This is a genomic window from Lysobacter sp. F60174L2 (assembly GCF_052547135.1).
Genome location: NZ_JBQWRA010000005.1, coordinates 47,110 through 61,251, shown reverse-complemented (window position 1 = coordinate 61,251; position 14,142 = coordinate 47,110). Strand labels below are relative to the sequence as shown.

The window sequence follows — 14,142 nt, the reverse complement described above, 5'->3', positions numbered from 1 at the left end:
CGGGAATGCGGGCTACGGCGCCGGGGTTCAAGTTTCCGGCCGCCCGCGTGCACCCGATGCTTACACTTCCGTGCTCACAATCGCGTGCATGGATGCCCCCGCCCATCTGCCGCCACCCCCGGCGATCGCCGACGACTGGGCGCTGTTCCTGGATGTCGATGGCACGTTGCTCGAGTTCGCCGAGTCGCCCGAACTGGTGCGTGTGCCGGCGGGACTGGTCGACATGCTGGCATCGCTGCGGCAACACCTCGACGGCGCGCTGGCACTGGTCAGTGGACGCCGGCTGGCACAGCTCGACCAGCTTTTCACGCCGCTGCGCCTGCCCGCCGCCGGGCTGCATGGACTGGAGCGCCGCCACGCCGACAACCACATCGACCCGCCGTCGCCGCCGTCGCTGCTGGCCATCCTGCAGCGCAAGGCCGAGCTGGTCACCGGGCGTTTCCCGGGCGCGCTGGTGGAAGACAAGGACTCGACCATCGCCTTGCACTGGCGCGGCAACCCGGCGGCCGAGCAACCCCTGCGCGAGCTCGCCGAAGCCGCGTTGCCGTGGCTGCACGACTACCGGCTGCAGGCCGGCGACGGCGTGGTGGAGGTGCGCCCGTCCGGCACCGACAAGGGCGACGCGATCGCGGCGCTGCTGGGCGAGGCCCCATTTGCCGGACGCACGCCGGTGTTCGTCGGCGACGACCTCACCGACGAGCACGGTTTCGAAGTGGTGCTCCGGCACGGCGGCCTGGCGGTGCTGGTCGGTGATCGCCAGCCCAGCCTCGCCCGCCATCGCCTGCCCGACATCGCCGCGGTGATGGCATGGCTGGACGCAGCGACCCCATGAGCCAGGCTTCCGCGCCACCGACGCTCGACCTCGGCATGGTCGGCAACGGCGGTTTCGCCGCGTTGATCGACGCGCGCGCACGGGTGGTCTGGGGCTGCGTGCCGGCGTTCGATGGCGACCCGGCCTTCTGCGCGTTGCTGCAGCCGACCGCCCATCCCGGCGGCGATTTCGCGATCGAGCTGGAAGACTTCGCCAGCGCCGAGCAGCACTACCTGCCCAATACCGCGGTCCTGCGCACGGTGCTGCGCGACAGCCACGGCGCCGCGGTGGAAGTCACCGACCTCGCGCCGCGCTGGCGCCAGTACGACCGCGTCTACCGGCCGGTCATGCTGGCCCGCCACCTGCGGCCACTGGCCGGCAGCCCGCGCATCCGGATACGGCTGCGACCGCTGGGCGACCATGGCGCACTGCAACCGGAGACCACCTGGGGCAGCAACCACATCCGCTACCTGGTGCCCGGCTTCACCCTGCGCCTGACCACCGATGCGCCGGTGCGGCTGGTTCGCGAACAGCGGCCGTTCGTGCTCGAACGCGACCTGCACCTGGTCCTCGGCCCCGATGAAACCCTGACCCGGCCGGTCGCCGATTTCGTGCAGGGGGCGCAGCGGCGGACCGTCGCCTACTGGCGCGACTGGGTGCGCTCACTGTCGATCCCGCTGGACTGGCAGGACGCGGTGATCCGCAGCGCGATCACCCTGAAGCTGTGCCAGTACGAGGAAACCGGCGCGATCGTGGCCGCGATGACCACCTCGATCCCCGAGGCGCCGCACACGGTGCGCAACTGGGACTACCGCTACTGCTGGCTGCGCGACGCCGCCTTCGTGGTGCGCGCGCTCAACCGGCTCGGCGCCACCCGCACGATGGAGGGCTACCTGCGCTACGTGTTCAACATCGCCAGCACCGAGGATGCCGAACTGCAGCCGCTGTACGGCATCGGCTTCGAAGCCGAGCTGGCCGAGCACGAGGTCGACAGCCTCGCCGGCTACCGCGGCATGGGACCGGTGCGACGCGGCAACCTGGCCTGGCTGCAGAAACAGCACGACGTCTACGGCAGCGTGGTGCTGGCCTCGACCCAGTTGTTCTTCGACCAGCGGCTGGAGCACCCGGGCGATGCGGCGATGTTCGAACGGCTGGAGCCGCTCGGCGAGCGCGCATTCGCATTGCACGACCAGCCCGACGCCGGGCTGTGGGAGTTCCGTGGCCGCGCCGAGGTCCACACCTACTCCAGCGTGATGTGCTGGGCGGCCTGCGACCGGCTGGCCCGGATCGCCGTGCACCTGCGCCTGCCCGCGCGCGTGCGCCACTGGCGCGAGCGTGCCGACGCGATCCATGCGCGGATCATCGACGAGGGGTTCGATGCCGGACGCGGCCACTTCGTCGACACCTTCGGCGGCGAACGTCTCGACGCCTCGTTGCTGCTGCTGGCCGACTTCGGTTTCGTCAGCGCCGACGACCCGCGCTTCATCGGCACCGTCGACGCGATCGGGCGCGAGCTCAAGCGCGGCCACGGCCTGTTCCGCTACATCGCGCCGGACGACTTCGGCATGCCGGAAACCAGCTTCACCATCTGCACGTTCTGGTACATCGACGCGCTCGCCGCGATCGGCCGGACGGATGAAGCGCGCGAACTGTTCGAGGCCGTGCTGCAACGGCGCAACCCGCTCGGGCTGCTGTCGGAGGACCTCGCATTCGAGGACGGCGAGGCCTGGGGCAACTTCCCGCAGACCTACTCGCATGTCGGCCTGATCATCGCCGCAATGCGCCTGAGCCGCTCGTGGCAGGAGGCGACATGAGCCGGCTGGTGGTGGTCTCCAACCGCGTCGCCCTGCCGGACCAGCCGCAATCCGGCGGCCTGGCGGTGGCGTTACAGGCAGCGCTCGAAGAAACCGGCGGCCTGTGGTTCGGCTGGAGCGGCCGGATCGACCCCGGGCAATCCGGGCAACTGTCCGAACAAAGCCACGGCGACATCGACTACGTCACCCTCGACCTCTCCCAGCGCGACCACGACGACTACTACAACGGTTTCGCCAACCGCACGCTGTGGCCACTGCTGCATTTCCGGGTCGACCTGGTCGACTACAGCCGCGAGACCTACGCCGCCTACCGCCGGGTCAACGCGCTGTTCGCCGAGAAGCTCGCGCCGCTGCTGCGCGAGGACGACATCGTCTGGATCCACGATTACCACCTGATCCCGCTGGCCGGCCTGCTGCGCGAGCACGGCGTGCGCTGCAGGCTCGGCTTCTTCCTGCACGTGCCGATGCCGTCGTCGGACCTGCTGGCCGCGCTGCCGCACCACAAGCGGCTGTTCGAGGGGCTGTCGGCGTACGACCTGATCGGCTTCCAGACCGAGCGCGACCTGGAGCGCTTCCAGGATTACGTGCGGCTGTTCGGTCGCGGCCGGGTGATCGAGAGCGGCGTGCTGGAAACCGCCGGCGGCCGGCTGCTGCGTGCCGGCGCCTTCCCGATCAGCATCGACACCGCCCACATCGAGCAACAGGCCGCCGCGGCGGTCGGCAAGCCCAGCTTCAAGCGGCTGGCGCGCAGCCTGTCCGGCCGCGCGCTGGCGATCGGCGTCGACCGGCTCGACTACTCCAAGGGCCTGCCCGAGCGCTTCCGCGCGTTCGAACGCTTCCTGCAGCACTATCCGGACCATCTCGGCAAGCTGACCTTCCTGCAGATCGCGCCGGTGTCGCGGGGGGACGTGCTCGAGTACCAGAGCCTGCGCAGCGAGCTGGAGCGGTTGTCGGGCCATATCAACGGCGGCCATGCAGAGCCGGAGTGGACGCCGATGCGCTACGTCAACCGCAACTTCCCGCACGCGTCGCTGACCGGGTTCTACCGCCTCGCGGAAATCGGGCTGGTGACGCCACTGCGCGACGGCATGAACCTGGTCGCCAAGGAGTACGTGGCCGCGCAGGACCCCGACGACCCCGGCGTGCTGGTGCTGTCGACCTTCGCCGGCGCCGCGCGCGAACTGGACGGCGCCCTGCTGGTCAACCCGTACGACCTGGACGGCGTCGCCGCCGCGATCGCCCGCGCCGTCGAGATGTCGCCCCAGGAGCGCCGCGACCGCTGGCAACCCATGATGGACCGGCTGCGCAAACACGACATCACCGCCTGGCGCCGCGGCTACCTGGAGGCGCTGCGCGCGACGTAGCGGGGCCGTGTCCCCACGCTCCGACCGTATTACCGCCGCGCCCCGACTGTAGGAGCGACGTAAGTCGCGATCTCCTCAAAGCCTCCGGAGCCAGACAGGTTGGCTGCGACGAAAGCAACAGGAAATCACCGTCGACAACCCGGCCCGCATGCACGTACCACCCCTTCGGCCAGACCGTGGAATTCGCGACTTACGTCGCTCCTACAATCCCGCGACTACATCCCGGTGATTACGACTCCGCGATCCACACCACGCTCGCCATCCGCCCGGTGTGCCGGTCGCGACGGTGCGAGTAGAACCGGTCGGGGTCGCCGATCGTATCCAGGCCGCCGCCGTGGATATTGCCGGTGCCTAACCCGGCGCGTTCCAGCCGCCGTCGCGCCAGCGCATACAGGTCGACCCGCCAGTGGTGCGGCCGGGTGCTGGCAAACGCGCTGCCGGTGGACCAGTCCTGCGCGACGAAGGCGTCGTAGACCTCGACCCCGACTTCGTAGCTCGCCGGCCCCGCGGCCGGGCCGAGCCAGGCCAGCAGCCGCTCCGGCGGGGTCCGCATCGCGGCCACCGTGGCCTCCAGCACGCCCGCCGCCAGCCCGCGCCAGCCCGCGTGGGCGGCGCCGACTTCACTGCCGTCGTCGGCGCAGAACAGCACCGGCAGGCAATCGGCGGTGAGGATGGCGAGGACGATGCCGGGGGTGGAGGTGATCGCCGCGTCCGCTTCCGGCTCGCTGTCGCTCGCGCCCTCACCCCGGCCCTCTCCCGCAAGCGGGAGAGGGAGCACTGCCTTCCCTCTCCCCGCTTGCGCGTGAGGAGCCCCCGCTGTCCCTTCTCCCGTCCGGGCGAGAGGAGCCCCCGCTGTCCCTTCTCCCGCTTGCGGGAGAAGGTGCCCGAAGGGCGGATGAGGGCGCGCGCCAGCGCAAAAAACCTCCGTCCCATGCACCTGCCGCAACCACACCGGCGCCGACGGCAATCCAGCCACCTCCACCAGCTCCGCCCGGTTGCGCGCCACCGCCTCCCCCACGTCGCCACAACGCGAGCCCATGTTGAAGTGGTCGAACGGCGCCTCCGACACCCCGGCACCATGGCGCAGCGTGGTGAAACCGCGCACCCCGCGCGGCGCGGGCCAGTCGGCCGGCAGCAACGCGGGGGCCATCGTCAGCGATTCCGTTCCGCGAAGGCACGGCTGTCGTCCTGCAGCGCCTTCACCAGCGCCTGCATGTCGGCCGGCATCGGCGCGCTGCAGCGCACCGGTTCGCCACTCACCGGATGCACGAACTCCAGCGTCTCGGCGTGCAGCGCCTGCCGCCTGAAGCCGCGCAGCGCGGCGACCAGCTCATCGGTCGCGCTGCGCGGCAGCTTCAGCGAGCCGCCGTACAGCGGATCGCCGATGATCGGATGCTTCAGGTGCGCCATGTGGACGCGGATCTGGTGGGTGCGGCCGGTTTCGAGCCGGCATTCCAGCAGGGTGTGGGCGCGGAAGCGCTCGCGCAGGCGGTAGTGGGTGATCGCGTCGCGGCCGTCCTCGCGCACCGCCATGCGGATGCGGTCGCGCGGGTGGCGGTCGATGGCGGCGTTGGCGGTACCGCCCGACACCAGCGCCCCGGACACCACCGCCAGGTACTGCCGGTGCACCTCGCGCGCCGAGAGCTGGGCGACCAGCGCGGTGTGCGCCACCAGCGTGCGGGCGACCACCATGACCCCGGAGGTGTCCTTGTCCAGCCGGTGGACGATGCCGGCGCGGGGCAGCGCGTTCAGCGACGGGTCGCGATGCAGCAGGGCGTTGACCAGGGTGCCGGTCGGGTTGCCCGCACCGGGATGCACCACCAGCCCGGCCGGCTTGTCGATCACGATCACGTGCTCGTCCTCGAACAACACGTCCAGCGCGATGTCCTCCGGCTCCGAGCGGGTCTGCACGTCCAGCACCACGCTCAGGCTGACGGCCTCGCCGCCCCGGACCGGGTCGCGCGGGCGGACCTGCTGGCCGTCGAGCAGGGCGTCGCCGGACTTGATCCAGGCGGACAGCCGGGAGCGCGAGTAGTCCGGGAACAGCTCGGCCAGGACCGCATCGAAGCGGCGACCGGCGGCGGTCTCGGGAATCACGGCGTGAAGGTCGACGGCGGGTTCGGTCATGGGGGTTTGGAGGTCTTTGGGAGGTCTGGACGCCAATGGGGCGCGGTTAAGGGCGCGGGGCGTGGGACTGCTATTATCGGCGCTTCGTGCCCCCGGCGCCCGTTGACTTCGACCATGACCCATCGCTTCGCCCCGCGGCACCCCGTCGCGCGCACCGTCATCCTGCTGCTGACCCTCGCCCTGTTCGCCAGCGGCTGCGCCCGCTTCGGCAAGATGTTCAAGGACGAGGACGCCAACGAGGGCGTGCCGGTCGAAGAGCTGTACGACAAGGCCCACACCTCGATGACCCGCGGCAACTGGGCCAACGCCACCACCACCTTCAAGCGGCTGGTCGCGCAGTACCCGTATGGCCCGTACACCGAGCAGGCGCTGGTCGAGACCGCCTACGCGCAGTACAAGTCGGGCAAGCACGAGGAGGCGATCAGCAGCATCGACCGCTTCCTGCGCACCTACCCGACCCACCGCATGGCGTCGTACATGTACTACCTGCGCGGGCTGGTGAACTCCAGCCGCGACACCGTGTTCCTGCAGCGGGTCTGGCACCTCGACGCCAGCCGCCGCGACCTGGCCACGCCGATGCAGGCCCACAACGACTTCTCGATCGTGGTCGACCGCTACCCCAACAGCCGCTACGCCGCCGACGCGCGCCAGCGGATGGCGACCCTGCGCGACCTGTTCGCCCGCCACGAGCTGGAAACCGCGCTGTACTACCTGCGCCGCACCGCCTACGTCGCCGCCGCCGACCGCGCGACCTACCTGCTGGAAACCTACCCGCAGAGCCAGTACCAGAACGACGCCGTCGCCACGATGGCGGCCGCCTACGACGGGCTGGGCAACGAGCAATTGGCCGCCGACGCCCGCCGCGTGCTGGAACAGAACGAGCCGGACCACCCGTTCCTGTCCGGCGACTGGCCGGACTACCCGAGCAATTTCCGCAAGCTCAACCCGTTCGCGGGCGACAAGTCGGCGCTGGACAACGACGAGTAGTCGTCGTCCGGGCTCGGAGTGAAAAGACGCCGCCTACGGGCGGCGTCCTGCCATGCGGATGCCCCGCGCTTTCCGGCCCATGCTTTTTGTAGGAGCGACGTAAGTCGCGAACACCTCGAAGCCACCGGGTTCCGCGGATCCCGGCCGGGAGACGGCTTCCCGGAGGACGTTCCTGCAGTCCCAACGCCAACCGGGTCCCTCCCCTCCGGCCAGGTCGTGGAGTTCGCGACTTACGTCGCTCCTACAGTCAATGCGGCCTCATCTTCCGGCAACGTGCGGCCCACGGTCATGGGCCAGCAGTGCCTGCATCAGCCCTTGTAGCCGTTGCTGATCGGGTAGCGGCGCTCGCGGCCGAACGCGCGCCTTGACACCTTCGGCCCCGGCGCGGCCTGGTGCCGCTTCCACTCGCTGATACGCACCAGGTGCAGCACCCGGTCGACGGTCTCGGCGGCGAAGCCGGCGGCGGTGATCTCCTCGCGCGACTGCTCCAGGTCGATGTAGCGCGCCAGGATCGCGTCAAGCACGTCGTACGGCGGCAGCGAGTCCTGGTCCTTCTGGTCGGCGCGCAATTCGGCCGACGGCGGCCGCTCGATCACCCCGACCGGGATCACCGGGTCGCCGACCGTGTTGCGCCAGCGCGCCAGCTCGTACACCTCGGTCTTGTACAGGTCCTTCAGCGGCGCGTAGCCGCCGGCCATGTCGCCGTAGATCGTCGCGTAGCCGACCGCGTATTCGCTCTTGTTGCCGGTGGTCAGCAGCAGGCCGTGGAACTTGTTGGTCAGCGCCATCAGCATCGCGCCGCGGGTACGCGACTGCAGGTTTTCCTCGGTGGTGTCGACCGGCTCGCCCTCGAACAGCTCGGCGAGGGTGTCCAGGTAGCCCTGGAACGGTTTCTCGATCGGCAGCGTCAGCAACCGCACGCCCTGCTCGGCGCACTGCTCGGCGGCGAGGTCGTTGGACAGGTCGGCGGTGTAGCGCGACGGCATCCGCACCGCGGTGACGTTCTCCGCGCCGAGCGCGTCGACCGCGATCGCCAGGCAGACCGCCGAGTCCAGCCCGCCGGACAATCCCAGCCACGCTTTCCTGAAACCGTTCTTGAGCGCGTAGTCGCGGGTGCCGCGCACCACCGCGCGCCAGGCCAGCGCATCCCGGCTCTCGTCGCCGTCCTCCATCCATTCGACCGCACGGAAGCCGCGGGTCTCCGGGTCGAAGTCGACCACCAGCATCTGTTCGGTGAACGCCGCCGCGGCCGGTCGCACGGTGCCATCGCCGTCGGCCACCAGCGAGCCGCCGTCGAACACCACCGCGTCCTGTCCGCCGACGCAATTGACGTAGGCGATCGGCACGCCGAACCGGCGCGTCGCATCCTCCAGCAACGCATCGCGGCGCGCGTGCTTATCGCGCTCGAACGGCGAGGCGTTGATCGACAGGATCAGCTCGGCGCCCGCTTCCACCGTGGTATGCAGCGGTTCGGCGAACCACATGTCCTCGCAGACCAGCACCCCGCAGCGCACGCCATTCAGTTCGAACACGCAGTCGCCGCCATTCGGGTCGACCACGAAATAGCGGCGTTCGTCGAACACCGCGTAATTGGGCAACTCGCGCTTGCGGTAGGTCCGCTCGATCCGCCCGCCGCGCAGGATGCTGGCCGCGTTGTAGACCACCGAGCCCGCCGTCTCCGGCCAGCCGACGATCGCGGTGATGCCGGTTGCTGACGCGGCTATGCGTTCCATCGCGCGCTGGCAGTCGTGCAGGAAGCCGGGCCGAAGCAGCAGGTCCTCCGGCGGATAACCGCTGAGTGCGAGTTCCGGGAACAGCACCAGGTCGGCACCGCACACATCGCGCGCCTCGGCAATGAACTCGATGATCCGCTCGGCATTGTCGAACACGGCGCCGACCGGAAAGTCGAACTGGGCTAGGGCGATGCGCAGAAGCTTGGACATGAAGAGAACCGGGAGAAATGAGACGTCAAGTGACCACGGGCGAACGTACTGACAGATGCGCCCTAGCCTGCGATGCGATATTGCTCCAGAAACTGACGGACTGACTCCATCCGGTTCGAGAATTAGCCTTTTGTCCCGTTGAGCTGGATGCGCAGGTCATCAAGGGTGAGCTGCAGGTGTTCGGTCAACAGTCGTCGGACCAGGCCGCCATCGCGCGCGCACCAGGCATCCAGCAAACGCTGGTGCTCATCGTCGGCGCGACGATAACGTCCTTTCGGCTCCAAGTGCATATGGACATAACGATCCGCGAGCAGATGAAGCCGCTCGATCAGCAAAGCAGAGAGCGGGTGGTGGAGCGATTGGACCAGGAGCAAGTGGAAACGGCGATTGCATGCGGCCAAGCTCGCTTTGTCCTGCATGTCCACCGCTTCCAGCGCAACCAAGGCGTTTCGCGCTGCCTCCTGTTGGGCCTTATCGGCCTCAAGGCAGGCATCGGCTGCCGCATCGGGCTCCAGCTTCAGGCGCAGAGCAAATACCTCTTCGGCTTCCACTTCACTCAGCGCAGGGACAAAAAAGCCCCGATTTGGCAACGAGCGCAGCAGACCGCCCTGCTCTAGGCGCTTCATGGCCTCGCGTAGAGGGATCTTGCTGATGCCCAGATCATCCGCCAGCGCTTCTTGGCGGACAGGCGCCAAGGCCGGGATCTCGCCAGACAGGATGCGTTCCCGGATCACCTCGAACGCCTGGTCGGACAGGCTGCGACTTACGATGCTCATCCGCGCAGTGTACCGATGCAGGGATAGCGGCCGGGCGCCGCCGGCCCATTGCCCGTCTTGAGCAAGCCGACTCGGCACGCGTGGGAACCGGCAGAGAACACCACCAGAAGAGCGCCACAAACGACGAAAGGTGACGCTCACTGTAATTGTATACTATATTTTATATATGATATACATGATCAGTGCCGTCACTGCCTACCAGTCATACGTTTCCTGGACTCCTTCCCATGCAGGCAACAGCAACTCCTTCGGCCGGACGCAGTGCGCACCAGCGCTCCAGCATGGATGACGTATCCCCGGTTCCAGCCAATCACGAGCACACGGCCATCGGACGAGAGGAGTACCGGCAGCGCATCGCACAGGCGCGCCGCTACATGCAGGAGGCCGCGCTGGACGCGTGCGTCATCCATGCCGGCGCGAATTTGCGCTATTTCAGCGGCGTTGCCTGGGGCCCGACCGAGCGATTGGTCGCCATGGTTCTGTTCTCTGACGGCCTGCCGGTGATCGTGTGCCCCGAGTTCGAGGTCGGCTCGCTGCGCGACGCGATCCGGATCGATGCCGACCTGTGTACGTGGCAGGAGCACGAGAACCCGGCCGAATCAGTTGCCGCGATCATTCGCGACAAAGGGTGCGGTCGCATCGGTGCGGACCCGTTGGCGCCCTGGTTCATGGTCGAAGCGATGCAGCGGGCCTTGGCCGGCATCCAGGTCGGATCGGCCGCGGTGGTCACTGAACCCTGTCGCATGCGGAAGTCGGCGGCTGAACTTGCTCTGTTGCAACAGGCCATGGAAATCACGCTGCAGGTGCAGCAGCGGGCTTTCGAGTCGCTCAGGCCAGGCATCACCACCGGACAGCTGCGTACCTTTGTCGACCGCACCCACCGCGCTCTGGGCGCCGACGGGGGCAGCACCTTCTGCGCCATCCAGTTCGGTGCGGCGACGGCCTACCCGCACGGCATCGCCGGCGAACAGAGCCTGCGCGCCGGTGACTTGGTGCTCATCGATACCGGCTGCCAGGTCCAGGGCTACCACTCCGACATCACCCGTACCTATGTGTTTGGGGACCCGACCGACGAGCAGCGCGCGACTTGGCAGTTGGAACGCGATGCGCAGCAAGCCGCATTCGACGCGGTGAGGGTGGGTGCGACCTGCGAGAGCATCGACCATGCCGCTCGATCGCTGCTGGTCCGGGCCGGACTGGGACCGGACTATCGGTTGCCCGGATTGCCACACCGGACGGGCCACGGCATCGGGCTGGCCATCCACGAACCGGCCTACCTCGTGCCCGGTGATCGCACATACCTCCGCACGGGCATGTGCTTCAGCAACGAACCCATGATCGTCATCCCTGGCCGGTTCGGCATCCGGCTTGAAGACCACTTCCATGTCACCGAAGCCGGTGCGGCATGGTTTACCGCGCCTTCGGAGTCCATCACCCACCCATTCGGTTGACTCATGCCATGACCGCTGCGCGAGGGGGTTGCGCTGCGGGCCGGAGTCCATTCCGGGAGCGGCACCCGGCCCCGGGCACGAAAACGCCCGGAGCCGGACTACAGACGACAAGGCGCACGGGGGGCGTTGTCGACGGCGGAATCATCCGCCTCACACATCCAAGGGAGATCTGCAATGTCATCATCAAGCACCCGCCGGGCAAGACGCCTGGCCGCCATCGGCAGCGTGGCTGCCGTCGCCACGTTCCTTAGCTATGCCAGCCAGAACAACCGTCCCAACCTTGTCGCCGGACCGGCTGCCACGGCTTCGACAACGTTCAATGGCGATCAACAGGGACCGGAGCGGAAACAACGTCGAAGCACGTTGCTCCGCAGGGGTGACAATCCGGAACGTCGCATCGCGCGCAGCCAGGCCGTTGAGAAGTCACCCCAGACCGAACGCCAAGTGTTCGGCCATCACATCCAGCAACGCGAACATCCGGCATCCCGACGCATGCCGACGCAACCGCCGATCAGCCAATGGGTCGACACCGCCTACGACCATGCGGACCCGCGCATCAACGTCCTGCAACGTCCATCACTGGAGTCGTCAGTGATGATGCGTGGAGCTGCCACGACGGCCGCCTGCAACAGCACCGAGTTCGCGTCGCTGAGCGGATCGGCGCTGGTGGCAGCCGTCAAGAGCGCCACGACGGCATGCATAAACGAGCTGTTTTCGCTCACCGGGAGTACCGCGGGCGACACTTTCAACGAAGCCAAGATGGTGACCGTGGCGACTGCTCTGGCGAGCTCGGCGAATGGTTACGATGGCACCAACCAGGACAGCACGCTGCAGTTGGTGCTGTTCCTGCGCGCCGGCTACTACGTGCAGTTCTACGACAGCAATGTCGGCGACTACGGCAGTGCGCTGCGCAATGCGATCCGTCCCGCACTGGATGCATTCGCTTCCAATGCAAACTTCGGACTGGTCAACGACACTCACGGCGAAATTCTCGCCGAGTACCTGACCCTCATCGATAGCTCCACGGAGAACGCCCGCTACCTGTATGTGGTCAAACGACTGCTGAATGCCTACGACAGTCGCCACGACGCGTACTACTGGATGCGTACGGCAACCAACAACGTCTATCTGATCCTGTTTCGCGGGCACCAGAACGCCGACTTCCGGCAGGCTGTACAGGCTGACCCGTCGATCGTCGACACCTTGTATGACTTCGTCAACAGCCACTTCAGCATGATGGGCACGGAAAGCGACTATCTCGTCTCCAATGCGGGGCGCGAACTGGGTCGATTCCTGCAGTACAGCGGCTCGTTGAAAACGCTGGCCCGCTCCCGTTCCAAGGCTTTGCTCGACCGTTCTTCCGTGACCGGTGTTACCGCACCACTGTGGGTGGGCGTGGGCGAAATGGTCGACTACTACGACAACGCCAACTGCAGCTACTACAACCTCTGCGACTTCGGCGAACAGGTCGAAGCCGCCGCTCTGCCCATTCGGCACACCTGCAGCCCAACCTTGAAGATCCGGGCCCAGGCCATGAGTTCCGTCGAACTGGCCCAGACCTGCCAGGTCGTCGGCGGCCAGGAAAGCTACTTCCACGACCGGCTGCAGACGGGCGGCGCCCCGGTGGCCGACGACTACAATGCCGCGCTGGAAATGGTGGTGTTCAACAGCAGTACCGACTACGGCACCTATGCCGGCGCGATCTTCGGCATCGACACCAACAACGGCGGCATGTACCTGGAAGGCAACCCGGCCGCCAATGGCAACCAGGCCCGCTTCATCGCGTACGAGGCGGAGTGGATGCAGCCGGAGAAGTTCGAGATCTGGAATCTCACCCACGAGTACGTCCACTACCTGGACGGTCGCTTCAACATGCATGGCGACTTTGGTGATGCCATTTCCCAGGACACGATCTGGTGGATCGAGGGCCTGGCCGAGTACATGTCGTACTCGTACCGCGACATCGCCTACACCGCCGCCCAGCAGGAAGCCGCGAAAGGCACCTACGACATCGGCACCATCTACGCCAATGACTACAACAGTGGACAGACCCGGGTCTACAACTGGGGTTACCTCGCCGTGCGCTACATGTTCGAAAACCGCCACGGCCAGGTGGATTCGATCCTCGGCTACATGCGTCCCGGCAACTACACGGGCTATGCCGGATTCATGGGCAGCATCGGCAGTACCAACAACACCCACTTCAAAGGATGGTTGCCGTGCGTGGCCGATCCCGCCACACCGACCTGCGGTGGGACAGGCAACACATCACCGGTCGCTGACTTCACCTCGACCACAGATGGTCTCACCGCACGCTTCACGGATGGATCGACGGATTCCGATGGTCGTGTCGTTGCGCGGGTCTGGGACTTTGGTGATGGCGCCACATCGACCGCAATCAATGCCACCCATGTCTATGCGAGCGCGGGAACCTACGCCGTCAGACTCACTGTCACCGATGACGCCGGTGCCACTCACAGCCAGCAGAAGAACGTGACCGTCAGCGGTGGTGGCACAGGTCTGCCGGAATGCAGTGGCGGTGCAGAGGCACTGGGCAAGAACTGTTCCCGGAGCAATGTATCGGTACGTGCAGGAGACTACACCTACATGTACCTCTACGTTCCCCAAGGCACCCGGAACCTGCGCATTACCACCCAGGGAGGCAGTGGCAACGCCGATCTGTACGTGAATACCCTAGGCAGCTGGGCCAGCCGCGATTCGCACAACTACCGCTCCACCAACGGTGGCAACAGCGAGACGGTGATAGTGGACTACCCGCCTGCCGGCTACGTCTATGTGAGCCTCTATGGCAGCACGGCCGCTAGCGGCGTGACCGTGAGCACCGAGTACTGAGTTCGGCATCGGACGG

The 14,142-nt window shown here is 67.2% G+C and carries 10 protein-coding genes; 6 read left to right on the top strand and 4 right to left on the bottom strand.

Annotated elements, in window-relative coordinates; all coding sequences use genetic code 11:
- The first annotated feature begins 88 nt into the window (after positions 1-88).
- The 3 genes from otsB to otsA are packed head-to-tail and all read left to right on the top strand — an operon-like array spanning position 89 to position 3,989.
- Positions 89-832: a trehalose-phosphatase gene (gene otsB / locus ACT9AS_RS13395; RefSeq protein ID WP_445100657.1), complete on the top strand. Its 744-nt coding sequence runs from the start codon at positions 89-91 to the stop codon at positions 830-832.
- Positions 829-2,625, top strand: coding sequence for a glycoside hydrolase family 15 protein (locus ACT9AS_RS13390; RefSeq protein ID WP_445100656.1), 1,797 nt, complete (start codon positions 829-831; stop codon positions 2,623-2,625). The genes otsB and ACT9AS_RS13390 overlap by 4 nt, the downstream gene beginning before the upstream one ends.
- A complete protein-coding gene (otsA, locus tag ACT9AS_RS13385; RefSeq protein WP_445100655.1) occupies positions 2,622-3,989 on the top strand; it encodes an alpha,alpha-trehalose-phosphate synthase (UDP-forming) in 1,368 nt (455 codons plus the stop codon). Before ACT9AS_RS13390 ends, otsA begins: the two co-directional genes overlap by 4 nt.
- Before the next feature lie 229 nt (positions 3,990-4,218).
- Here otsA and pgeF read toward each other — a convergent pair whose 3' ends face one another.
- Together pgeF and rluD are read right to left on the bottom strand one after the other, a co-directional pair.
- Positions 4,219-5,139, bottom strand: coding sequence for a peptidoglycan editing factor PgeF (gene pgeF / locus ACT9AS_RS13380; RefSeq protein WP_445100654.1), 921 nt, complete (start codon positions 5,137-5,139; stop codon positions 4,219-4,221).
- A gap of 2 nt (positions 5,140-5,141) precedes the next feature.
- Complete coding sequence (gene rluD, locus ACT9AS_RS13375; RefSeq protein WP_445100653.1) at positions 5,142-6,116, bottom strand: 23S rRNA pseudouridine(1911/1915/1917) synthase RluD; 975 nt, start codon at positions 6,114-6,116, stop codon at positions 5,142-5,144.
- Between the two features lie 114 nt (positions 6,117-6,230).
- Between rluD and ACT9AS_RS13370 the strand changes: the two genes are divergently transcribed.
- The gene (locus tag ACT9AS_RS13370) at positions 6,231-7,103 is read left to right on the top strand and encodes an outer membrane protein assembly factor BamD (protein ID WP_445100652.1); all 873 of its coding nucleotides are present in this window, start codon (positions 6,231-6,233) and stop codon (positions 7,101-7,103) included.
- Between the two features lie 308 nt (positions 7,104-7,411).
- Here ACT9AS_RS13370 and ACT9AS_RS13365 read toward each other — a convergent pair whose 3' ends face one another.
- On the bottom strand, positions 7,412-9,046 hold the full coding sequence (locus tag ACT9AS_RS13365; protein WP_445100651.1) for an NAD+ synthase: 1,635 nt from the start codon (positions 9,044-9,046) through the stop codon (positions 7,412-7,414).
- A 122-nt stretch (positions 9,047-9,168) separates the two neighbouring features.
- Positions 9,169-9,822, bottom strand: a complete 654-nt coding sequence (locus tag ACT9AS_RS13360) for an FCD domain-containing protein (protein WP_445100650.1) — start codon at positions 9,820-9,822, stop codon at positions 9,169-9,171.
- A 281-nt stretch (positions 9,823-10,103) separates the two neighbouring features.
- On the opposite strand from ACT9AS_RS13360, the gene ACT9AS_RS13355 reads away from it, so the two are divergent.
- Positions 10,104-11,273 (top strand): M24 family metallopeptidase, encoded by a 1,170-nt coding sequence (locus ACT9AS_RS13355; RefSeq protein ID WP_445100649.1) that lies wholly within the window; start codon positions 10,104-10,106, stop codon positions 11,271-11,273.
- 174 nt (positions 11,274-11,447) lie between these two features.
- Positions 11,448-14,126: a collagenase gene (locus ACT9AS_RS13350; protein WP_445100648.1), complete on the top strand. Its 2,679-nt coding sequence runs from the start codon at positions 11,448-11,450 to the stop codon at positions 14,124-14,126.
- Positions 14,127-14,142: the final 16 nt, after the last annotated feature.

Coding starts and splice junctions, on each gene's coding strand:
- ACT9AS_RS13365 (WP_445100651.1), bottom strand. CDS start 9,046: ATGTCCAAGCTTCTGCGCATCGCCCTAGCCCAGTTCGACTTTCCGGTC.
- ACT9AS_RS13355 (WP_445100649.1), top strand. CDS start 10,104: ATGGATGACGTATCCCCGGTTCCAGCCAATCACGAGCACACGGCCATC.
- rluD (WP_445100653.1), bottom strand. CDS start 6,116: ATGACCGAACCCGCCGTCGACCTTCACGCCGTGATTCCCGAGACCGCC.
- otsB (WP_445100657.1), top strand. CDS start 89: ATGGATGCCCCCGCCCATCTGCCGCCACCCCCGGCGATCGCCGACGAC.
- ACT9AS_RS13360 (WP_445100650.1), bottom strand. CDS start 9,822: ATGAGCATCGTAAGTCGCAGCCTGTCCGACCAGGCGTTCGAGGTGATC.
- pgeF (WP_445100654.1), bottom strand. CDS start 5,139: ATGGCCCCCGCGTTGCTGCCGGCCGACTGGCCCGCGCCGCGCGGGGTG.
- ACT9AS_RS13390 (WP_445100656.1), top strand. CDS start 829: ATGAGCCAGGCTTCCGCGCCACCGACGCTCGACCTCGGCATGGTCGGC.
- otsA (WP_445100655.1), top strand. CDS start 2,622: ATGAGCCGGCTGGTGGTGGTCTCCAACCGCGTCGCCCTGCCGGACCAG.
- ACT9AS_RS13350 (WP_445100648.1), top strand. CDS start 11,448: ATGTCATCATCAAGCACCCGCCGGGCAAGACGCCTGGCCGCCATCGGC.
- ACT9AS_RS13370 (WP_445100652.1), top strand. CDS start 6,231: ATGACCCATCGCTTCGCCCCGCGGCACCCCGTCGCGCGCACCGTCATC.